The sequence below is a fragment of the Psychrobacter sp. H26 genome (assembly GCF_059073035.1).
In genome coordinates this window covers 2,836,036-2,860,294 of the sequence record NZ_JCACRW010000001.1, presented here as the reverse complement: position 1 = coordinate 2,860,294, position 24,259 = coordinate 2,836,036, and the positions used below count along the sequence as shown (strand labels likewise).

The window sequence follows — 24,259 nt, the reverse complement described above, 5'->3', positions numbered from 1 at the left end:
TCGCCATATCAGCAGTGTAGTCAATCGTAATGGCTCATAGCAAATTGAATACCATCATCATGACGAGTATTTAATTATATAACCGCCTGTTTTATCCGCGGGTTAACTGATGACTCATCTCATTCATAGCGTGATGATAGGACACCGCACGAATTAATGCTGTATAACATTTACAAACGCAGCTGATATTAATGCTATCGACGATAAGTACTCTGCACATGGTTTTATTGTCGATAAGCCAAGCGGATAAATACAGACAACTACAGTCCATTTTTGGTGGCTAAGCACGTATGAGACTTAACTAATAAAGATATGAGTCAATGCAGATAATTTAACTGCTTAACTTAGATAAGTAAGTTAACCAGTTAGTTTACTCCTAGCATACAGAGCCACCTCAAGACAGTACTAGGAATATATATATGGAAGGTTTAGTTAACTTAGTAAATGGAATTATCTGGAGCCCAGCACTGATCTATCTGTGTTTGGGTGCTGGTCTATTCTATTCCATCATGACGCGCTTCGTTCAGGTGCGTCTATTCGGTGAAATGATCAAACTCCTATTCACTGGTAAATCTAGTGCACAAGGTATTTCATCATTTCAGGCACTAGCCGTTTCCCTCGCAGGACGTGTGGGTATGGGTAACATCGCTGGGGTAGCTGCTGCTATCGGCTTCGGTGGCCCAGGTGCTGTATTCTGGATGTGGGTTGTGGCCTTCTTAGGCGCATCTACTGCCTACGTCGAGTCTACCCTTGCACAGATTTATAAAGAAAAAGATGTGGTAACTGGCGAATATCGCGGTGGCCCTGCTTATTACTTTGAGCGTGCTCTTGGTCAAAAGTGGTACGGCATCCTCTTCGCAATCTCTTCTATCTTAGCTTGTGGTATGTTCTTACCTGGTGTACAGGCGAACGGTGTTATCAGTGCGTTTGCACAGGTAATGGGCGAAGGTACGATCATGAACGTTGGTGGCCTAGAAGTTGGCTCTATGCGTCTAGTGGCACTAGCTATTATCTTAGTCGTACTAGGTATCATCATCTTTGGTGGTATTAAGCGTATTGCAACCTTTACCGAGTACGCCGTACCTTTCATGGCACTTGGCTATATCGTTCTAGCGTTGATCATCATGTTCGCTAACTTCAGTATGATCCCACAAGTATTTGGTATGATTGTTGGTGATGCGTTCACTGCACAAGCAGGTTTTGGTGCAGCGATTGGTTGGGGTGTAAAACGTGGTATCTACTCTAACGAAGCGGGTCAAGGTACAGGTCCTCACGCTGCTGCTGCTGCTGAAGTTGAGCATCCATCACAGCAGGGTCTGGTTCAGGCATTCTCAGTATATGTTGATACACTGTTAGTATGTTCTGCTACTGCCTTTATGATCCTAACGATGGGTACATACAACATCCAAGGTACGCTACCTGATGGTCAGTTCATCGTTCAAAACGTTGCAGCGACTACTGAAATCAACGCGCCTGCCTTTACGCAGATGGCAATGGAATCAGTATACGGCTCATTCGGTGATACCTTTATCGCTGTCGCTGTATTCTTCTTTGCCTTTACAACTATCCTAGCTTATTACTACATCGCTGAAGTAAACGTCACTTACTTGACTCGCTTCATCGGTCGCGGTGCGCATAAAACAGGTCTATTCTTGGTTAAGATCTTGATCATGGCAATGGTTGCTTATGGTGGTCTAAACTCAGCTGGTTACATCTGGGCAATTGGTGATATCGGTGTTGGTCTTATGGCTTGGCTCAACATTGTTGGTATTTTGGTTATCTTCATTGTGGCACGTCCAACCCTTACCATGCTTAAAGACTACGAAGCACAGCGTAAAGCTGGCGTAAAACGCTATAGTTTTGATCCTGCTAAATTCGGTATCAAAAACGCACCTTACTGGGAAGAGCGTCATCTAGAAGAGCAAAAAAGAATGAATGCAGATCCACTACGCAAATAATATATACGTAGATAATACGCATAGTATGTTTTAGAGTAGGTACTGCTCACTCTAATAAAAAGCCCGAGGCAATGGTCTCGGGCTTTTTTGTTGTCTTGTTTTCGTACATACCGTTGTAACGACTATTGCAGTAGGTTTAGATAAGTTTAAACCTTAACCGTATGCAAACTTTACTCTGATAGTAGCCTTGTCTGATAAAACGTTTCTTAATAATAATTGCTTGCAGTAGCCCAACGAGTAGCCTACTCTTTTATGCTTATATCAGAAAAACTGCTCATCTTTTCTTAGAGTGACAGCAACGCCAAGTATTTTTCTGATATATGCTATTGTTATCTGAACACTCAAAGCACTTTCGTAGCTTTTTTATTATCAGATGATGCTCTAGATGTTTGAGACGTGACGACTATTTCCTTATCCTACAGGTTCCTTATCTTATAAGTACAAAAAAGCCTAGCACTATGGCTAGGCTTTCTCTGTAAAATCAGTTCTATGGTTCAACGTTACCAAATGTGAATCATAAAACTAACCTACATTACAGAATAGTTTATTCAGGCATCAACACTGCATCGATAGTATGTACTACGCCGTTTGTCGCCATGATGTCTGTACCAGTGATGTTTGCTGTACCACCAGTAGCATCGGTAATCACGTTATCTTCGCTGATAGAGATTGTGTTGCCATTCGCGGTTTCAATATCAGTACCATAAGGGATATCAGCAGCTTGAACTTCCATTGCTACGACATGGTAAGGAAGTACTGTTTTTAATAGGTCTGTATTGGCCAACAACTCTTCTTTGGTCACACCTAGTTTTTCTAGTACAGGAGCAAATGCATCATCAGTTGGTGCAAACACAGTGTACTTAGTGTCTTCCATTAGCATGCTGTCAAGACCAGCTGCTTGTAGCGCGGCTGTTAGGATAGTTAGGTTTTCATTACCTGCTGCTAGCTCTGCGATGGTTTGCGTCGCTTCCATATCCATATCATCTGCCATTGGCTCTGCTTCAACCATTGGATCAGTCTCTACAACAGGCTCCATAGCCACTTCTTCAGTGGTAACTTCAGGCTCAACTGGCTCAGCAACGGTTTCAGTATCGTTACAGGCTGCTAGTGACATGGCTGCTGTTACGACTGCGATAGATAATAAGTTCTTCTTTAACATGGGTATTTCCTTTTATATAATTGGGTGCGTCATTTATTTAACAATGGATTGTTTTCAATAAATATAACAGTGACTGATATATTGTAAATATGACCAATCAATCAGTCATAATGTTATGTCCACTATATCAATAACTACAATTCTAACGGTTTAATTTTTAATTGATACTTACTTAAGTAGTGGCACTGTATCAATCACGTATACAGCATTATCAACTTGTATATTGGTTATTGCGATATTTAAAATACGAACACGTTTTTGACCATCAATACTTACAAGATACATCTGTCATACTGGTTAAATAATCGTTGTCAGTTCTTGCTTAAATCTTAAAACAGCTATTATTCGATGATAAATTCATCAAATAATAGCTGTCTACTACTCAAGCCTTACTATAAAATTTGAGTGTTTTTACTGGTCTTATTTAGGTAGTAGTACTCTATCGATAACATGTACAACACCATTAGTGGCTGCGATGTCTGTTTTTACGATATTGGCAGTACGACCGTTTTCATCCATTAACTTACCTTGGTTGGTAACCATCAATGTATCTTTGCTTGCAGTCATGACATTACCTGGCTTGACGTCTTTGGCATACATTGCCATATCGCTGCTGACTACGTGGTAGCCCAAAACTTTCGTTAGCAATGGCTTATTGGCAAACAACTGCGCTTTGGTCATGCCTGTTTCTTGCAATGCTTGCATGAATGCAGCGTTAGTTGGTGCAAATACAGTATAGTGTGCGTTAGGATCAGATAGCATGCCTGTTAGACCTGCTGCTTGTACCGCTTCTACCAATACTGAAAAATCAGAGTTGCCCTGAGCAACCTGTACGACGTTCATTTTTGCCATATTTTGGCTGTGCATTGGTGCTTTCATGTCTGCGCTTTGTGCTGGCATCATGTTATTACAGGCACTTAGACCAGCAACAGAAATGGCTAGTGTACCGATAGTAGCAAGTTTGGTTAATTTCATAACATTATCCTTAATGATTGATTATTTATTAGCTATAGTTTTACAGGTCACATTGGTTTCTTATACAAGCTGCTGGTTTTACATAGTAACTCATGTCAATAAACGAATATTTGTCTGAGCTACCTAATCTGAGCTACCTAAACAGCGATTTTTACTTATAAGCAGAACTTACGAAGACCTTATCTTTCTGAAATCAAATTAACATTTATAAGGCAACTATCAACCTGCCTTTACGCAACTTTTTGTAGTACAGGTGTAAACTCTGTCGCACTTATAAGAACAACCGTTGACTTTCATTTGCAAAACCAAAGCTTTATGTAAGCTCTAAGCGAAATGATATTCATTTGTTCTTATTTTTTATACGACATAGAATCAGTATCATGCTACAAGACATAGAATCGATATCATGCTGTAAGCAGTGCCACAGTCAAACTGCTTGTCTATGGCAAAAGTAGAATAGGCAGTATCCACGTAGGCGATATGTTTCATGCTAGAATAATGCGAATTTGCCTACCCCTCTTTATTAGATTTTGTACTCTATTTATTTGTTATTCCTTCCTTTTATAATATTGACGATATAAGCAGCGCTACTATGACTCAAACGATGACCTCACAGACTTCTTTTCACTCTGACATTACTTCTAGCTCGTCATCTGCTGATGACTTTATTCTGACGCCGCCTGCTGTCTTTCCTTATAAAGAACAGCAGCTGACAGCACGCGCCCGTATCATCGAGCAAATGACGTCACGAATTCTGCTGTTAGATGGCGCGATGGGTACGCAGATTCAGACCTATAAATTAGAGGAAGCAGATTATCGTGGTGAGCGCTTCGCTGATATCAACCAAGACGTACGGGGCAATAACGATCTGCTGGTGTTGACTCAGCCGCACATGATTAAAGACATTCATCATGATCATCTGTTGGCTGGTGCGGATATCATCGAGACCAATACCTTTAACGGTACGCGCCTGTCGATGGCTGACTATGACATGCAGTACTTGGTGCCTGAGCTGAACAAAACAGCAGCCAAGATTGCGCGCGCAGCGGCTGATGAGTTTACCGCCAAGACGCCTGAGAAACCGCGTTTTGTCGCGGGTGTGGTCGGTCCGACCTCACGTACGTGCTCGCTATCGCCTGATGTCAACGACCCTGCGTTTCGTAATATTACTTTTGATGAATTGGTGCTTAATTACCGTGAAGCGACCTTATGCCTGATAGAAGGTGGCGTCGACCTTATTTTGATTGAGACAATCTTTGATACGCTAAATGCCAAAGCGGCGATATTTGCGATCACGGGTGTGTTTGAAGATATTGGCTTTGAGCTACCAATCATGATCTCAGGTACGATCACCGATGCCTCAGGTCGTACGCTATCTGGTCAAACGGCGGAAGCATTCTACAATTCGATTCGCCATGCCAAGCCACTATCCGTTGGCTTTAACTGCGCGCTTGGGGCGGATGCGCTGCGCCCGCACATCCAAACGCTATCAAACATCGCTGATACCTATGTCTCTGCGCATCCAAACGCCGGTCTGCCCAATGAGTTTGGTGAGTATGACGAAACCGCTGAAGAGACCGCCGCCCTACTCGAAGGTTTTGCCAAAGCGGGTATCTTAAACATCGTGGGCGGCTGCTGTGGTACGACGCCTGAACATATCCGTCAGATTGCTAAAGTCGTGGCAAACTATCCACCACGCGTCATTCCAGAGATTGCGCCTGCCTGCCGCTTATCAGGACTTGAGCCTTTTACCATCAATGCTGATAGCTTATTCGTTAACGTCGGTGAGCGTACCAACGTCACAGGCTCCAAAAAATTCCTGCGTTTGATTAAGACCGAAGCTTATCTTGAGGCGCTCGATGTCGCGCGCGATCAGGTTGAAGGTGGTGCGCAAATCGTCGATATCAATATGGACGAAGGCATGCTCGATTCCAAGCAAGCCATGATTCACTTTGTCAACCTCGTATCAGGCGAGCCAGATATCAGCCGTGTACCGCTGATGATTGACTCATCTAAATGGGACATCATCGAAGAAGGCCTCAAGCGTACGCAAGGCAAATCTGTCGTCAACTCCATCTCGCTAAAAGAAGGTCACGCTGAGTTCGTTGAGCGCGCCAAACTGTGTATGCGTTATGGGGCAGCCGTTATCGTCATGGCGTTCGATGAAGACGGACAAGCTGACACCTATGAGCGTAAGATTGAAATATCTAAACGCAGCTATGATGTACTGGTCAACGAAGTAGGCTTCCCTTCTGAGGACATTATTTTTGACCCGAATATCTTTGCCGTCGCCACGGGTATCACCGAGCACAATAACTACGGCGCTGACTTTATCAATGCCACGCGCTGGATCACAGAAAACCTACCAAATGCGATGGTTTCGGGCGGGGTGTCCAACGTTTCGTTTAGTTTCCGTGGTAACCCGATTCGTGAAGCGATTAACTCTGTGTTCCTATACCATGCTATTAAAAACGGTCTGACCATGGGTATCGTCAACCCAGCCATGCTGGAGCTGTACGATGATATTCCAAAAGAAGCGCGTGATGCCATCGAAGACGTCATGCTCAACCGCAACCAAGGTGAGACAGGTCAGGATGCGACTGAACGTCTAATGACCGTCGCTGAAAACTACCAAGATGGCGGCAAGAAAAAAGACAGCACCGTCGATATGAGCTGGCGTGAGGGTACAGTAGAAGAGCGCATCGCTCATGCTCTCGTCAAAGGGGTGACCACCTTTATCGAAGAAGATACCAAAGAAGCCTGGGAGAAATACCCCAAACCGCTCGAAGTTATCGAAGGGCCACTCATGGACGGTATGAATATCGTCGGTGACCTATTCGGTGCGGGTAAAATGTTCTTACCGCAAGTCGTCAAATCTGCCCGCGTAATGAAGCAGTCCGTCGCATGGCTAAATCCCTATATCGAAGCGGAAAAAGTCGAAGGCGAAGTCAAAGGTAAAATCCTTATGGCAACCGTCAAAGGCGATGTACATGATATCGGCAAAAACATCGTCGGCGTGGTGCTCGGCTGTAACGGCTACGACATTGTCGATCTAGGCGTCATGGTGCCGTGCGAAACCATCCTCGATACGGCTATCAGAGAGAAAGTCGATATCATTGGTTTGTCTGGTCTGATTACCCCCAGTCTCGATGAGATGGTCTATGTCGCCAAGCAAATGCAAGAGCGCGGTATGACCCTGCCATTGATGATCGGCGGCGCAACAACATCTAAAGCGCATACGGCCGTCAAGGTCGAGCCGCAGTATCAAAACGATGCGGTCATCTATGTCTCGGATGCCTCGCGCTCAGTTGGGGTGGTGACCAAATTGCTATCCAAAGAGCACCGTACCGCCCTCATCGATGAGACCCGCGCAGAATATATCAAAGTCCGTGAACGTCTGGCTAAGCGTCAACCCAAAGCCGCCAAGGTCACCTATGCTGAATCGGTCAAGATTGGCTTTCAGTATGAGTGGGAAAACTACGTGCCACCAGTGCCAAATAAGTTAGGACAAGTGATATTGGATGACTATCCAATCACTAACCTATTGCCCTATATCGACTGGACACCGTTCTTTATCTCTTGGGGCCTGACGGGCAAGTATCCCAAAATCTTGCAAGATGATGTGGTGGGTGAAGCGGCTCGTGATCTGTTTGACAATGCTGAAGAGCTACTACAAAAGATGATTGAGGAAAAATCAATCGTAGCAAAAGGCGTGTTTAAACTCATGCCCGCTCGCCGTACTGGCGCAGACACCGTCACTGTCTATGACAATGCGCCTGCTGATGACGGCAAACCGACCTATCAGTTCGAGCACTTACGTCAGCAGAGCGACAAAGTAAGCGGCAAGCCAAACTTTAGCTTGGCGGACTTTATCTCGCCATCAGAGACGCATACTGATCACCTAGGCGGCTTTACCGTCTCTATCGTCGGTACAGAAGCGCTCGCTGAGCACTATAAAGCGGCAGGCGATGACTATAACGCCATCATGGTACAGGCGCTATCTGACCGCCTCGCAGAAGCCTTTGCCGAGCATCTGCATGAGCTGATCCGCAAAGAGTATTGGGGCTATCAGCCAACTGAGTCACTCACCAATGAGGAAATGATTAAAGAAAAATACGTCGGCATCCGCCCTGCCCCTGGCTACCCTGCTTGCCCTGAGCATACCGAAAAAGGCAAATTGTTTGACTGGCTCGGTACAGTAGAGGCAATTGGTACGACACTCACCGAAAGCTATGCGATGTGGCCTGCGTCATCGGTCAGCGGATTCTATTACTCGCATCCTGATAGTGAGTACTTCAATGTTGGTAAAATCAGTCGTGACCAGTTAGAGAGTTATGCTGAGCGTAAAGGCTGGGATATAAAAACGGCTGAGAAATGGTTAAATCCGAATTTGTAGGTTTTCAACATTCAGTTAATGCTTAAATAATTTCTGATAGTTTTTTGGCTTACTCATCTAATATGGGTAAGCCATTTTTTATGGCGCATCCTTTATTTACTATCAGCAAACTTATCGCTACGTTCATAGCAAAATACTTTTATGATTTACTAGCAATAACCATGCTAGATTATTGTCTACTATATTATTTTTATTGTTGTGAGACAGGCTATGAATCAGATTGCATTACTTTCTAGTTGGATTGGCAAAACCTTTGCAATCTGGGCATTGGTCAGTGCTGTGTTGGGCTTTATGTTTCCTGAATTTTTTGCCTCGCTGGCGTTTTTGATTGTGCCGATACTTGGCATCATCATGTTTGGCATGGGTATGACGCTCAAAACCGAAGATTTCCTAGAGATCGTCAAACGCCCCAAACCTGTACTGGTCGGACTGTTGGCACAGTTCACGCTGATGCCGTTGATCGCTTACCTATTAACCGTCATCTTTAACCTTGATCCTTTAATCGCGGTCGGTGTCATCTTGGTCGGTTGTTGCCCTGGCGGTACATCGAGTAATGTGATTACATTTTTGGCAAAAGGGGATGTAGCGCTAAGTGTCGCGATTACCTCTATCTCTACCTTACTTGCGCCCTTTTTGACCCCGATTCTATTAAATATGTTTGCGGGTCAGCTGATCGATATCGACTTAGCGAGTATGATGATAACCATTACTAAAATCGTCATCTTACCCATATTACTCGGTGTTATCTTTCATAAGTTTTTGGGTAAAAAAATCGCGTTCGTCACCGAGGTGTTGCCGATGGTGTCGGTCTTGGGTATCTCGATCATCATCGCGGCCGTAGTCGCCGTGTCTAAAGCGACCATCTTAGATAGCGGTGCCATCGTCTTTATCGTCGTTGCCCTACACAATATGCTGGGATATACCTTGGGATATGGGATCGCGCGCTTGTCTGGATTTACGGAGAGACAGCGCCGCGCCATTATGGTGGAAGTGGGTATGCAAAACTCTGGTCTAGGCGCTGCCCTTGCGGCAACTTATTTCAACCCTGTCGCTGCCTTACCTAGTGCAATATTTAGCGTGTGGCACAACTTTAGTGGCGCGCTGGTTGCGAATATATTTGCGAAGAGAGATGCTAGGTAGCGGTTTTATTTCTTAATTATAAGCACTTGAATGTCGATGAAGTTAGTTGTGGTTTACTGGATGGTTAGGGTGAGCATGTAATTTTACAATCTACGCTATAAATATCAATATGCTAACTTATTCATTTAAGAATAGAAGGCAAATTTTTTCTCACCTTTATGCTTAAAGTAATTATAATGTTTTCAAACTAACAGTTAACGTAAACTTTGGCTCTAGGAAAACTCGATGATACATAAGGACAAACCGATTGAAAGAGCTGAAGATGACTTCCTTAACAGAAAAGATTTTTCACATGAATTAGCTAATAAAATTATAGAATGGAAACATAAGGATTCGTGGGTAATTGCCCTTACAGGGAATTGGGGAATTGGGAAAACTTCTGTTAAAAATTTAGTAGTTAATAGAATTAAAACAACTAATCAGGATACACGTATAATCGAATTTAAGCCTTGGGAGTGGTCATCTCAAGATCTGATCATGAGTGCATTTTTTAAGGAAATAGCTAGTGAGCTAGAGCTTAGAGACAGTAATAAAAAATATAAGGGATTAGCTGAAAAATTTCGGAGATATAGTTATTATCTGAATAATATACAAGTCATTACAAGCCCTGCAATAAAAATTATTCCACTTCTGTTAGGCGTGTTACTTGGGGGTAGTTTCTTTATTGAAATTTTTTCTAATAATACTTCACCTGAATTACTATCTAACCTAATAATAAGCGTGTTAGCTATTTGGCTAGTTTTTTTTGAAGGACTGGGCGGGCTGTTTAAATCCATGATGGATAGAAATGAATATTTAGCAAATGAAAACAGTCAGTCTGTTAATGAATTCAAAGAAGGTATTGCGGAAAGCTTATCTAAGATTAATGATCCTATAATCATCATAATAGATGATATCGATAGACTGCAACGTCATCAGATTCTTACAGTTATGCAATTAGTTAAAACTAATACTGATTTTGAAAACATTGTATTTTTACTCCTATACTCAAAATCTGTTTTAGAGAAAAAAATAACAGATAACACTCAAACTGGTCATGAATATATGGAAAAAATAGTTCAGGTGGAGTTTAAAGTCCCTGAACCTGATGTCATTATGCTAAGAAAATATATTATAGATCGCTTAGATTTAATTTTAGATAAAATAAAACATGACAACTTCGATCAAGTTTTTGATAATGACTATTTTACCGATATTTTTTACCAGCAAGGCTTAGCTAGTTATTTTACGAACTTGCGCTCTGTTTATAAATTTCTTAATTCTTTCGAATTTAATTTGCTATCACAGCTAGAAAATGATTATCTAGAAGTTAATTTCGTGGATTTTATGGTTTTGGAGACATTTAGAATATTTGAGCCGAAACTATATTCAGCTATACATGCAAGTAGAGATTTAATGCTAGGTAGGTTAAAAAATACAAATAATCTGATAAGCATGACAGATGAAGAAAGAAAGGATATAGCTAATCTATTTATAAGTGATTTTTGTAACAATCAATCTATTAATTTGATAAAAACTATCTTCCCAGACTTCCATAACTACATTCAAGAGTCATTCGATACTAATAGTCAGCAAGAAAAAATTGTCAAAAACATGATTTCTCACGAAAGTCGATTTGATAGATACTTTACACTTAAAATATCATCTAACAAATTATCTACTTACGAAGTTATAGTTTTTTTCAAAAATTTAGATAATGAGCAATCTACTAGAGAATATTTGAATAATATCTATGGATACGATAAGTTTGATAGCTTTATTGAAAGCTCATTTTCCAATATCAATAAAATACCTAATAATCTAATTAATAATTATTTTAACTCTTTAGATTATTTATACAGCATAGTAAAAGATGAAGGTATGATATCAGACAAAACGAGAGTAAGCTTTTTATTCTTTGACTCTTTAAAAAGCTTTAAAGATGAACAGTTTAATATTTTAAGTAAATTCATTGATGATAATCATTTATCGTCTTTACTTCCTACAATCTACTCAAGAATTCAACAAAGAAGTGAAAATTATTCTATAAATGAACACGATCTTAAGATCATCAGAGATAAGATAGCTGCAAATATAGAAGGATTTATCAAAAACCAACTAGAAGATTTCGTCAAGCATGAACGTCGCGTGACATTTTTGTTATTCTGGTATAGTTATGACCAAAATAGCTGTAAAGCTTACATAAGTCAGCTGCTTCACAATCCATCCGATTTTTTCCAAATATATAACGTATTTATAAGAACTAGTAGAACAGTTTCAAATTATGGTACAAGCGAAACTACATTTGTAGACAAAGATCTAATTTCTAGCTTCGTTAATATAAATAATTTTGAACAGCTACTAATCGCAAATAGTATAAATTCCACGAACAGTAAAGAGCTTGAAATGAAAAGCTTATTTTATGAACCTCGTGAAGATTAGTTTTTGTTCTATTACACCTTTTTCCCACGCCGACACCGCTCAGAACAATAAATCACCTGCTCCCAATCTTTCTCCCACTTCTTACGCCACGTAAACGGGCGCTGGCAGACGGGGCAGGTTTTTTGCGGTAGGTTTACTTTTTTATGTGCCATTGCCTTTATCCTTACACCTTTATCTATCTATTTTTGATGCTCGACGCCCTCATACTTCTTAATTCGACGGCATTGGTCTGAGCAATACACCATACTCTCCCAGTTTTTATCGAGCTTCTTCGTCCAACTAAACTCACGCTCGCAGACGGGGCAGAGTTTTTTTCGAACGTTCTTTTTTTTGTGCGCCATACATTTCTCATTGGTTTGTTTACAACATCGGTCGCGTGTCACTATAGCCTACTACGTATCATTGCTATTAGTCACAGTGACTAGTCATAATCGTCAAATATTTTATTGAGGCGATTGAGACTGTTGACGATCAGTTTACCAGATTGATCAGTACTGCTATCAATCGCGAGCTTCTCATCCATGCGCATCGTCAGTGGTGCCAGCGCTTGCTTGAGCGCATTGGCCATCAGTGTGGTCTGCTCATGAATATCAGGCGCATCGCTCTCTACAGTTTTATTGTCATCATTTTTAATTAGGCTTTCGGCTAAGCTACGAGACAAGCTATCTGCCATGTTGTGTGCCAATTGTTCCACGGCATCGACCAGCTGCACCATCAGCGCTTTTTGCGCGTCTTGGTTTTGCTTGAGGTACTCGCCCTCGGCTTTGTGGTCATGCTTGTATATTTGTAGCAATTGGCTCACGCTTTTCTCAAAGCCATTATCGATACTATCGCTGACGACTTTGGCGTTATTGATCACGCTATCGGCGAGGATTTTTTGTGAGGCTAGCTGCGCCTCCATCTGAGTCTCTAACTGGGCCTTACGCTCTGCTTCTCGTAAGCGGGCGATTTGCTCTGGGTCATTTTTGGTTAAGTAAGTCTCAAACTGACGACTGATGGCATTGAAGCCACTCGCCAAATCCACCAACTGCGCGACGATACGCGCGCCCGTATCGCCGTCTTCGCCGCCCATGGCCTTATTACGTAAGAAGTCCGCTTTGATCTGCGCCCAGCGTCCTTTTTCTGCCTCGGTTAAGGTGCCGCGCATCTCGCCAAGCTTGAGCAAGTTACTCTCCGCGCCTTGGGTCAATAGCTGCGACTCGCCCAGATAGTGATCGTCTATCAGCTGGTTTAGCTCATTTTCATTCATGACCGCCGACAGCTTTTCGGTCATCTTATTCATATTACGATAACTACCTTGCAGCTTAAATATCGGCTCAACGCGATATTTATCATCTTGCGAGGCGGAGGCAATATAGGCTTGATTGACATCCAAAATGACTGCTTGCACCCTAAACATATGACGCAAGATCGCAATGATCTCATTGATCTCTGAGGTACTATACGGATAGGTCAGATCGCTACTTTGCGCTTGCGCGAGGTTGGCATTGTCCGTTTTTGCCATTTTAATCAGGCGATGCACATCGCTTAGGTCGCGGTTTGCCAGTGGTGCAAGGACACTATTAGAGGTCAGCGAGTTTTCGATATAACTGAGCGCAAACACCTCTTCCATACCACTCATGATGTCGCCTAAGTTGTAGATATCGGCACGGTTGGCAAGCATGTCAGGCACTTTAAAGGCTTCGCCGCTTTCGGTGTAGGGGTTACCCGCCATGACCACGCAGAACTTTTTGCCCCGCATGTCATAGGTCTTGGTTTTTCCTTGCCACACGCCATCGATACGGCGTGTACCATCACCCAATGAGATAAATTTCTGCAAAAATTCCGCGTGTGTATGCTGAATATCATCGAGATACAGCATGACGTTATTGCCCATCTCAAAGGCTAAGTTGATTTTATTTAGCTCTTCTCTTGCCGTGGCATTAGGGGCTTTTTCGGGATCTAATGAGGTGACGTCATGACCGAGTGACGGACAGTTAATCTTCATAAAAATAAGGCCGAGACGATTTGCCACATACTCCATCAAGGTGGTCTTACCATACCCTGGTGGCGATATCATCATTAGGATACCCATCAAGTCCGTCCGCTTATCCTCGCCGACTGTGCCCATCTGTTTGGCAAGGTTATCGCCAATGAGTGGCAGATAGCTCTCATTAATCAGACGGTTACGCACAAATGAAGACAAGGGACGCGGCATAAACTCGTCCAGTCGCAAGGTTGCTTTTGACGTGTGCAATATCTCTGAGCGCATCGCCAGATAGCGTCGATAGGCAGGAATGACTTGGGTGTCATGGTGATGCAAACGGTTTAAAAAGTCATCAACGGCAAAGTTGAGGGTTTGCTGATGAATACGAATATGCTCACCCAATAAATCGTTAACTTGTATCTCAAGCGACACCTTGCCCGTATGACGCGTGAAGCTTTGCACTTGATTGAGCGGGTTATTGATACTGGTCAGTGACGTTGATGATGACATTGAAGGTGAGGAGAACGACAAAGTGGAGGTGGCATCAGTTGTACCTTTATTCGCGCCGCCTTTATCAAAACGTGCACCTGAATCAATCAGGCGCTGTACCAAGGCTTCACGCTGCGCATCATTTAACTGGGTAAGTAAGACAGCAATGGCTTCTGGCACATAATGACGACCGCTCTCTAGTTGCTGTTTGCGTAGTGCGTCTTTTTCTTGACGTTCAGCCAACTGCGCTTCACTCAGCGCCTCGCCTGCCTCATCCGTGCCATCATCTGCTACGTTAGCCGACTCACTATTGCCGTAAGTCTTATCAAGCAGTGCATGAAACCATGTGGCTAACAGCTCATAGGCTGATTTGGGTTGGAAGCCAAGCTTGCCAATTGAGGACTGCAGCTGCGCAAAACTGGCATTACTTTGCGTGCTGACGGGCGAGCTACTTAGCGCTTGGCTTAGCTGCTCGCACAGCTGCTCGGCCTGCTTACTGGTTTGCCAGTTTATTGTGTTATATGCGGCGGCATTTGGCTCTGCTGACTGAACCATAACGCTAACTAAATATTCACTCGCCAGCTGCACATAGCTTGGCTTAAAAATATTGGTGTTATGAATGTCACTGGTCGTTGAATCTGGCTCTAACCCCAATGCGGCGTCTGATGGCTGCTTAGCATCGTTACTACTGCCAATACGTTCGTCACGATAGACCGCGACAAAACGGTGCATCACTTGGCTCATGTCCTCGACCAATAAGGATTTGGCCGTGTCGCTGCCCAATGCACGGCGGAGCTGCTCGGCGGTAGCCGCTCGATCCGTCCAGTTATTTGCGCGGGTCAGCACTGACTCATTCAGCCAATTGTCATAGCCAAATTGATGTAGGTTATCTAGCCCCAACGCTTGCACGATATTTAACTGCCAATAAAATAACTGCGCCAGTGCGCGGACTTGCGGGGTATAAATCAGTAGCCCTGCCTCGCGTAACGTCGGTAGTATTTGCATCAAAAGTAACGTGGCATCATGGTCATGAATGCCCTTGTCATAACCGAGTTGATAACGCGGAGCCGCGTAGGCTTTGACCAATTTCGCCAGCGGACTGTCATTATCGATATCACCATTAATATCTAACGTAATGACGGTTTCATCGTATGCTTGGTATAGACGGGTTTCGGTCAGGCCATCTTGACTGTTTTTGGCGCTCTCGATAATGCTATAGGCTAAGTACTCCGCGCGGTATACCTTGTCGGATTCGGAGGCGATATTCATCTCCCAATACGGACGCAAGGCATTTAGCTCAGCGTTGTTAAGCGCTTCATAATAGTCAGTGCCCGTCAGGTGCAAATTGAGCACACGCTTGCCATCCGACTGCTGGCGACTAAGCAAGGTTAAATCTAATGGCTGGGTGTTAACCGAAAAGCGATGCTTGCCAAGCTTGATGATCTGACCGCCATCTTCAAACAAGTCCGACTTGTCTTTTAGACTCTTGTAGCTCTCGATTTGAATGGCTTTTAGGCGCGCATCGATGTCATCGGCTTTGACACTAAAGCCCATCGCTTGTAGCTCTTTTGCGATGTTACGGACTTTTTGTACCAGACCATCGGCGGCAAAGTACGTATTGAGCGCTTCCTCTTCTGTAAAGCCAGTCACGCCTGTGCTTTGCGTGCGCTTCTTGATACTCTCAAGCATTCGCAGCGCGCCATCCCCTAGGTTTTGTGCTTTGCGATTGCGGGCATCGAGCAGTTGCTGCTTATGATTTTCAAAGGTCTCGTAAATCTCTTCACGCTTACTGATGATATCGGCTAAAAACTGATCGCCGCTATTGGTCTCAGGATCCACGAACTGGCTTTCTAATTCCTCTAACTGCACGAGCAGCTTTGCCATTTGCTCATCTGATTTCTCAGGCGTATTGGCAATCGATAAGGCGTTGGCAATCGATTGACCAAACAGCTTGAACTGCGCGCCAAATTGCGCAACCGCTTCAGCTGATCCTAAGTTTTTGCGTTTATGATTGAGCTTGGCTTTGCTCTGATTCAGGCTAGCATAAATGGTCGAGATGTCATCGATGATTTGCGTACGTACCGTGGCATCAGCAACGTCCAACGTACCAAGTAGCTCGGTCAACAAGTCTAACCCTTGCGCCGTGTCCTCAATTTTATCGAGCACTGGCTTTAACTCAGCATTGGTCTCCGCCGTGTTTAGGCGCTCACTGACATCGACCAATATCCCTTCGTAGCTTGATAGTGCTTCTTCACCGCTTAAAAACAGCACGGTTTTTTCGGCAAGTTCGCTTTCTGCCTCTTCTAGCTGCGCCTGTAACGCTTCTAATTTATCACTGTCTAAATAGCGCAAATCCTCCAAGCTGACCAAGCGACCTTTTTGTCGTCTCAATGCCGACAGCTGATCGACATAGTCGCTGGCAGACTCAAACGTCGTGACCCGTATCTGCCGCAAAATCTCATTTTGCTGAGATTCGGCATCGGCAAGCGCGGTTTGGGTTTGCTTTTGGATACTTTGGACTTTAGCAAATTCATCAATGACCAACTCAGCGGTCGCTGTCACTTCTTTAATACTACTGGCGACGTCAGTCAGCTCTGGCTCAGACAGCCAGTAGTAGCTATCAAACAATCTGCTAGTATTGTCCGACAGCTCTTCATAGAGTTTTTGCGACACGCTTTGGTTATCGATAAGACGGGTAATGCTATAAAGATCAGAGATGCCGCGTACCAGCTCTTTGTTACCGATTTTGCCATAGAAGCTCGTGCTTTCAGGCAACTCGCTCACATACTCAGGCGAGGCATAAGGGGTGTGCCATATCTGCATCGGATGAATGCGCGACGGCTCACTTTGGTCACTAAATAGCACCAAGCGACCATTGTCTGCCAACGCCATACCATTGCAATAAATCGGGTTTGCCAGTTGTTTTTTGATCAGGTTATAAGGAAATAACCCCGTGATACCCAGCTCTCTATCATAAAATAAGAATAAAACATCTTCGCCATTCGTCGAGATGATTTTGCGCTTAAACTTTAAATTTTTGGCACCGGCACTGTGGGCATCGAACAGCTTATACTCGCCCGTCTGTAGATAATAGCCACCCGGAAATATAATGCCGTGATCTTCGGGCAACTGTACGCAGGACTGACCAATCGCATCCAAACGCAGCACCGCTTCGGTTAAGGTGTTATAAACAAAATAACGATAACTGTCCTCACGATAAGGCAATATTTTGAGGAGAATTAAGCTACCGACTTTGGCATAGGCAATCTCAGCATCGGTCAGCGACTGGGTGCGATCATTGACGGGCTCGCTATAGATGCCCTGCCCTGACTGCGTATTGTCTTCAATCTTGATGGTCAAATCACCGCCGACCGTTTCCACAAATATCGTGTCCAAGATATTCATGTGCGGATACTTACCATTGACCATCTGCTCTCGCGTGGTTTCGATCCAATCAAAGTCATAGGCAGGCGGCAACTCAATATCACGCTCGCCGCGATTGTCCACGTAGGCGACTTGGGCAGCCTCTGGTGTGCCTTGACTAAAGTCTAACGCAAAACGAAACACTCGAATATCAGTGATGCGCTCACCGATCTGAAACGCCAATAGCAACTTGCTGTCTTTAACGGTCAGTTGAATCAGGCGTGTTTGCTTGTAATAGCGATAGAGCTCATTGAAATCTTGTACAAAGGCATCTTGATCTAAAAACGTCCCTGTTAAATCGACCTCTTCGAGCTGATACTCTTGCTCCGCACTATCACCACTACTGCTCTTCGGACTCTCATCGCTATCACCTTTGTTAGCAGGATCTATCAAGCGATATAGCGACAGCACATCTTTAATATTACTGGCGCGCTTTAACCCCATAAACACGTTATAGCCAAACAGCAAATATTCGCCAACTTGCACCATATCCTGCGCCACACAGTTGTGCTCGGTACGAATACGCGTGCGGGCAATGACCTGCATTTGGGTGCTGCCAAATTCCATCAGGCGTGCAGCATTTAATTTGGCGGTTTGTTGCTCTAGACGACTGCCCTGCTCTGTTAGGCGTTTTTTGATGAGCTCATACGCATTACCAGAGGCTACTGCCTGATCGGTTTGGGTTGCTTGGTTCGCATTAGGATCGCTTTTACTATCTGAATTGGTTGGGTATTGCGTGTCCGCCATCGTTGCTCGTCCGTTTCTGTTTTTACATAATAAGAGAATTGTCTGGCAATCAGGAAATAAGAAGCTATTTGAGATAAAACAGTATTAAAAGTAAAGAAGCGCGTGGCTAATCTAAGAAAACGGTCAATATGGGTTTGTTTAGATTAGCCAACTCATTTTCGGCGCTAACGTTGAAAATGCGTTGGTTAAAGCGCTCTGCTATCTAGATAACAGAGCGTTTATAACGACTAATATTCATACCAATCGCACATCGTTTAAGCAGTTTTGTCATCATTTGACTGATTGGCTTTCATCGCTTGGTTGGCCATGACCCCATTGATAATACCGCTTAACGTGTCTGACTTACCCGCTAAACCATCAATGGCTTTACCGATCGACAATGATTTGGCAAAGTTGTCAAAGAAGTGCGCTTCACCGCCAACGATATCGATTTTGGCTTTTTGGAGCGCCACTGCCAATACTTCGGCGTTTTCTTTGGCAATCTCTTTACCAGCATCAATTGATGCCATCGCTTCTTGTAGCGCGGTCTCAAGACCCATGCGGAACTCTTCGTGCTCACGCGCTTCCTTACTCATGCTACCCATGGCATTGAATTTCTCTACCAGACCATCTGCTTCGGCTTGGAAGTGCGCGCGAGTGACTTCGGCTTTTGCCAGTCCAACGTCACGTTCTGCCTTGGCATTTGACTCGCCGCGAGCAGCGATAACCTCAGCATTGGCCATGCCGACATCACGCTCGGCTTTAGCATTAGATTCACCGCGAGCAGCAACAATCTCTGCATCGACCATACCGATGTCACGCTCCGCTTTTGCTTTAGAGGCACCGCGAGCCGCAATAACTTCGGCTTCAGCCATGCCTTTTTCACGGTCTGTTTGAGCCTGAGCTTGCCCTGTCGCTTTGATGACATTGGCTCTCGCGATGCCTTCTTTTTCAAGCGACCCTGACTTAGCCTCTTGGATCGCCGCTTCAGCAAAGCCGTGCGCTGACTCTTCTGCTTTAATACCTTCCGCCATTTTGATTTTGGCTTCTGCATCTTTTGCAGAGGCTTCCAGATTGGCATTGGCAAGCGTGGTAATCTCGACAGCTTTATGCTTGGCAGATAACTCTTCTGCTTCGGCTTTTTTCACCTGACGCACTTTGAGTTCTTCAGCATCTGCTTCCGCCGCCAAGACGCGGGTTTGCTTAGAGCGATCCGCTTCGCTGACTTCGCGAACTTCTTTGATACGCTCTTCTTCTTGCGCCACAGTTTTGTCCACCGCAATGCGCTCACGAATGACGTTAGCGATTTCTTTTTTCTCAAGCTCAATCGCACGGTCAGCTTCAATTTTTTGTAAGTCTACTTCACGCTCACGCGAGACAATTTCTAGATCGCGAGCACGCGTGACTTTTTCTTCTTCAATGACTACGGCGCGCAGGCGATTTTGACCCGCCACTTCGATTTCACGTTGCTGATTTTCACGCTGAATCGCCAAATCTTGCTCCACCATAATGATGGCAGTTTCTGATTTTTTGCGCTCTTCTTCTTCAATCTTGCGAGTTTCGGCCGTTTCACGGGCAATCACTGATGAGATTTCACGCTTTTGCTTGGCTTCGGCATCGGCTTGTTGACGCTCCAACTCTAGCATCGCTTCTCGGGTTTCGACATTCTTTTTCTTAACGGCCAGCTCTTCGTCACGCTCAAGCTCATTGGTAATGACGTTTTGGAACGCTGTTAGCTGAGTGATCTTCTTGATACCTTCAGCATCTAGGATGTTGCTTGAGTCTAGTGATACTTTTGGTGTTTGTTCCAGATAATCAATCGCCACATCCTCTAGGACATAACCATTGAGATCGTTACCGATTTCTTGGACAATACTGTCGCGGAACTCGCTGCGGTTTTCGAACAGTTTGACAAAATCAATCTGCTTACCGACGGTTTTTAGTGCTTCTGAAAACTTAGCGTTAAACAGCTCATTGACCGCGACTTTATCGGAGGCTCTCTCAACACCAACGGACTTGGCGACTTTGAGTACATCTTCTTCGGTTTCATTGACACGTAGATAGAATGCGACTGTGATATCAGCACGCATATTATCCGCACAAATCAAACCTTCTTTACCACGCCTATCAACCTCTAGCGTGATGAGCGAGATTCTCATCAGCTCTTTTTTGTTGATTACTGGCCACACAAAGCCACCATCAAAGCGTACCGCTATTTTACTCACACCGTTGATAATGAGTGCTTTGCCCTGCTCAACCTTGAAGTAAAAGGCTTTGAGCATCAAAAGTGCGACCATCATAAAAACAAACGCCAGCACCACAACCACGCCGACGATAATGAGTATGTCCATATTCATTCCTTTAATTAAAACATTCCAAGCGAATTTAAAACTCTTGCTATATTTACTAAATACTTATTTTTTATGTTATTGAGCCATCATCCACTGAGCAATATCATTGATGAGCTTTATTTGTCTTCAACAGGAGTCACTCGATAGGTGTTGGTGCTATCTAAATACTCTACCAGCACGACTTTATCGCCTTGTTTTAGTTGATGGTCGTTCATGTCTGATCGAATCTTGAGTATCAGTCCAGCACCGCCATCATTGAGTGTCGCCTCGCCATGTTTGTCCGTCACACTGAGCGTACGCACTACAGCGACTCTACCCACGTTACTAGACGAATTACGTTTGGGAATTTTGGCAATATTTTTGCGGATAGGGGAAATAATAATGCCTGTCAACCACATCGATACAACCAAGACAAAGACAAGTGCCCCTGTACCGAATAAATAATACAGCGCACCCGAATCAAGATACTGATGTAAAAAGCTGGTATATAAGTAGCTGAGTAGCCACCCTATCAAGCTAACGAGACTGAGTATGATGATCAACGGAACACCATAAAGACCGAATTTGAGCATGAGACCTGTGAAAAAACCAGTCGATGACAAGTTGACGATATCAGTATCGCCGCCTGACTCACCAAAACCGACAGTATCCATATCTGCCATGCCAAGCAAAGACACAACCCAATACAAGGTGACAAACATCACAAGCCCAGTAAAAATAATCGTGGGATATAAACTGATCTTAGTAACAAATACTAAAAACGCTTCTTGCATGACACCTGCTCTCCCTTTATTCACCTAATCTGATATGCTAACCGTTCAGTGCAGTGCTTAGTACGATGCGGATAATGCTTAACCGACCTGACGCTATTTATTTAAACCCTTCAGAATCAACTTATGTTTTCTTATTCGTAATTATATATACATTTCATTACATAATATATAGGAATTGTTACTAACGTCCCCATATCGGTGAGCGCACGACGCCACCATCTTGACTATTAATGACATAGCTTGTATTCCCTGAGAGCGAATGAATCACCAGATCTCCCCCATTCTTACCGCCGATTTGCCCACTGATTTTTGAGTAGCGTGTGGGATAAACCGCATAGTTTCCAGAAGGAGACAGACGAGCAGGTTCATCAAGTCCAGTCTCTGCCAGATTGGATACTTGCCCAGTTGTCAGCATCATAACAGCGGCTTTACGGCCATTAAGGTAAGCCATACGTTGACCGTCTGAACTAAGCTGTGGACTGGCGACATAACCGCTGGTCGGTACAGGCGTGGCACTACTGGTTGCAAAGTTGTAGCGATAGATACGTGGACGTCCAGCACGGACTTTGTCACTGGTATATACAAAGCTCTTGCCATCTGCTGCATAACTTGGCTGAACCTCAGTACTCGGCAAGGTTGTTAGCTGCCGCGTCTTGCCATCGCTCAGTTGCATCTCATAGATATCAGCATTGCCGCCGACGGTCGAGCTGTAGAGTAGATGCTGACCATCCGGTGAGAATGACGCTGACATGTTACTGCCTTCAGCATTGACGACTAGATTGCGCGTCTTGCTACGACGATCATATATATAGATCTTGGGATGTTCACGTGCAGCTTGTTTGCTATAAGCAAGTAATTGCCCGTCGGCTGACCATGCCGGCGCATAGATATAGCCGCGCAACTGATCAATGAGCTGACGATCACTACCATCAGGACGGATACTATAGAGTATCGATACTTTAGCCGCTCCAAGTCCTTGCTCTTCTACGTAAGCAATATACCCTTGACGATCAATGGCAGGCATACGCGCAGTCAGCGGATTGCTGTCAACGATACTGATCGGTTTTTTGGTTTGAATATCAGGCAATGTCTGACAGCCTGTCAGCGCCGCAACGATAGCGAGCGTAGTGATACCTCTCACTGTCACTCTTGGCAACTTGAGTTCTGACATGTGGATTTTGAGCATAATGTAGTATCCAATAACATCTGAGGGAAAAAGCACGGTAAATAGCTAAAATTGAGCATCACTGCTCTGATATTTAAATCCGTAGCTACTTTTTTAAAAATTAATTTTATTGCAGGAGCATTACTCTAGTGTAGCCTAAACTGGCTCAAACTTTGGATAAAAAAAGCCCCACTAGTTAGTGGGGCTCTACGAAGTTTAACTCGTCTGTTTGTCTATTAGTCTGTTTACGCTTAATAAGTGCTCATCTCAACAAATGGCAAACCTATTTTGAGACCGCTTTGAAGTGAGCTACTTGATTCTCACTTTTGATCGTTAAGATAGGTAGATTATTGGCATTTTTACTGAGGCTGTACTTGCCTTGTACTGTGGCTAATGCTGCGGCATCAAAACTGGCTTGCGGCTCAGGACAGGTCATCAAAGTACTGATACCATTTTTGATCTGCACATCACCATTTATAACGCTATAACCTGCGCTCATGTTGTTGCAGGTATTTATAAATGCTACGTAGTCTCTGCCCTCATCGTTCATAAAACTTAGGGTCAGAGGTTTTGCTGGATCAAAGAACAGTTGCGCTACCTGCTCACCGTTGCTCTCTTTGGCATCAACCAGCTGCCAAGCGTAAGCTTGTAAGGCATCGTTGGTAACTGCCTGACTGCTTGGCGCAGGCAGATTAGCAGTCGTCTGGCAACCAGCAGCAAGCGCCCCAGTGGTAAAAGTAGCGACCATCATTACTTTCATCATGTTATTCATTTCTTCTCCTTACTATATTGAACCGAAAACTCTTGTTATAAGCCCCAATAAGCTTAGCCAAAATTTTAGTTTTATTATGATTGATTGTGTTATTTCCTGTATTAAAGAATAACTACGTTTAGCCTGACTCATTATCGGCTGTCATTATAAACTGGGTGTTATATTTAAAACTAATGGATTCAATTCTATAGTCGTTTGGATGCTATTCTAACAAATGATAAAGCAGATTTGCTCGATGAGTGTTTATACAGAAACACCCCACTATATAGTGAGGTGTTTTATATATTGTTATTAGATACTAGTGATTGCTGTCACTCCCTACCGCCTCAAATGAAACATCTAAAAAGGGTTTTGTCAGCATATCAGTTATCATTTTAGATCACATCTGTACCTGTAATCTCTGGCTGGTCAGTAGCAGGTGCTGTCATGCTCGACATAGATTGGCAACCGACGAGTACCGTTACCATTACAATACCTGTCATCAATGCTTTGGTCATGTTTTTCATATGAGCTCCTAAATAGTTTTAATATACCGTTATGGTTGG

14 protein-coding genes are annotated in these 24,259 nt (G+C 43.9%); 4 read left to right on the top strand and 10 right to left on the bottom strand.

What is annotated here, in order from left to right; genetic code table 11:
* The first annotated feature begins 419 nt into the window (after positions 1 to 419).
* The gene (locus AC5JPT_RS11835) at positions 420 to 1,958 is read left to right on the top strand and encodes an alanine/glycine:cation symporter family protein (RefSeq protein WP_319051746.1); all 1,539 of its coding nucleotides are present in this window, start codon (positions 420 to 422) and stop codon (positions 1,956 to 1,958) included.
* Between the two features lie 544 nt (positions 1,959 to 2,502).
* Here the strand turns inward: AC5JPT_RS11835 and AC5JPT_RS11830 are convergent.
* Both AC5JPT_RS11830 and AC5JPT_RS11825 read right to left on the bottom strand, forming a co-directional pair.
* A complete protein-coding gene (locus AC5JPT_RS11830; protein ID WP_319051747.1) occupies positions 2,503 to 3,117 on the bottom strand; it encodes a fasciclin domain-containing protein in 615 nt (204 codons plus the stop codon).
* A 420-nt stretch (positions 3,118 to 3,537) separates the two neighbouring features.
* A complete protein-coding gene (locus AC5JPT_RS11825) occupies positions 3,538 to 4,092 on the bottom strand; it encodes a fasciclin domain-containing protein (protein ID WP_319051748.1) in 555 nt (184 codons plus the stop codon).
* Positions 4,093 to 4,684: 592 nt separating this feature from the next.
* Here AC5JPT_RS11825 and metH point away from each other — a divergent pair.
* The 3 genes from metH (at position 4,685) to AC5JPT_RS11810 (ending at position 12,049) form a co-directional block, all read left to right on the top strand.
* Positions 4,685 to 8,488: a methionine synthase gene (gene metH, locus AC5JPT_RS11820; RefSeq protein WP_493858231.1), complete on the top strand. Its 3,804-nt coding sequence runs from the start codon at positions 4,685 to 4,687 to the stop codon at positions 8,486 to 8,488.
* A gap of 210 nt (positions 8,489 to 8,698) precedes the next feature.
* Positions 8,699 to 9,628, top strand: a complete 930-nt coding sequence (locus AC5JPT_RS11815; RefSeq protein ID WP_493858230.1) for a bile acid:sodium symporter family protein — start codon at positions 8,699 to 8,701, stop codon at positions 9,626 to 9,628.
* A 225-nt stretch (positions 9,629 to 9,853) separates the two neighbouring features.
* Entirely contained in the window at positions 9,854 to 12,049 is a 2,196-nt protein-coding gene (locus AC5JPT_RS11810; RefSeq protein WP_493858229.1) for a KAP family P-loop NTPase fold protein, read from the top strand.
* Between the two features lie 11 nt (positions 12,050 to 12,060).
* On the opposite strand, the gene AC5JPT_RS11805 is transcribed toward AC5JPT_RS11810, so the two are convergent.
* From AC5JPT_RS11805 to AC5JPT_RS11770, 8 genes are all read right to left on the bottom strand, one after another.
* Positions 12,061 to 12,201: a DUF2256 domain-containing protein gene (locus tag AC5JPT_RS11805; RefSeq protein WP_493853551.1), complete on the bottom strand. Its 141-nt coding sequence runs from the start codon at positions 12,199 to 12,201 to the stop codon at positions 12,061 to 12,063.
* Positions 12,202 to 12,228: 27 nt separating this feature from the next.
* Entirely contained in the window at positions 12,229 to 12,390 is a 162-nt protein-coding gene (locus AC5JPT_RS11800) for a DUF2256 domain-containing protein (RefSeq protein ID WP_075106903.1), read from the bottom strand.
* An 80-nt stretch (positions 12,391 to 12,470) separates the two neighbouring features.
* Complete coding sequence (locus tag AC5JPT_RS11795; RefSeq protein ID WP_493858228.1) at positions 12,471 to 18,674, bottom strand: DNA repair ATPase; 6,204 nt, start codon at positions 18,672 to 18,674, stop codon at positions 12,471 to 12,473.
* Positions 18,675 to 18,928: 254 nt separating this feature from the next.
* Positions 18,929 to 21,004 (bottom strand): hypothetical protein, encoded by a 2,076-nt coding sequence (locus tag AC5JPT_RS11790; protein WP_493858227.1) that lies wholly within the window; start codon positions 21,002 to 21,004, stop codon positions 18,929 to 18,931.
* Positions 21,005 to 21,120: 116 nt separating this feature from the next.
* Positions 21,121 to 21,777 carry a hypothetical protein gene (locus tag AC5JPT_RS11785; protein WP_493858226.1) on the bottom strand — a complete coding sequence of 219 codons (657 nt, stop codon included), beginning with the start codon at positions 21,775 to 21,777 and terminating at the stop codon, positions 21,121 to 21,123.
* 181 nt (positions 21,778 to 21,958) lie between these two features.
* Positions 21,959 to 22,963, bottom strand: a complete 1,005-nt coding sequence (locus AC5JPT_RS11780; protein WP_493858225.1) for a Xaa-Pro aminopeptidase — start codon at positions 22,961 to 22,963, stop codon at positions 21,959 to 21,961.
* A gap of 262 nt (positions 22,964 to 23,225) precedes the next feature.
* Complete coding sequence (locus tag AC5JPT_RS11775; RefSeq protein WP_493858224.1) at positions 23,226 to 23,714, bottom strand: META domain-containing protein; 489 nt, start codon at positions 23,712 to 23,714, stop codon at positions 23,226 to 23,228.
* Between the two features lie 374 nt (positions 23,715 to 24,088).
* On the bottom strand, positions 24,089 to 24,220 hold the full coding sequence (locus AC5JPT_RS11770) for a hypothetical protein (protein WP_319051759.1): 132 nt from the start codon (positions 24,218 to 24,220) through the stop codon (positions 24,089 to 24,091).
* Between the last annotated feature and the right edge of the window lie 39 nt (positions 24,221 to 24,259).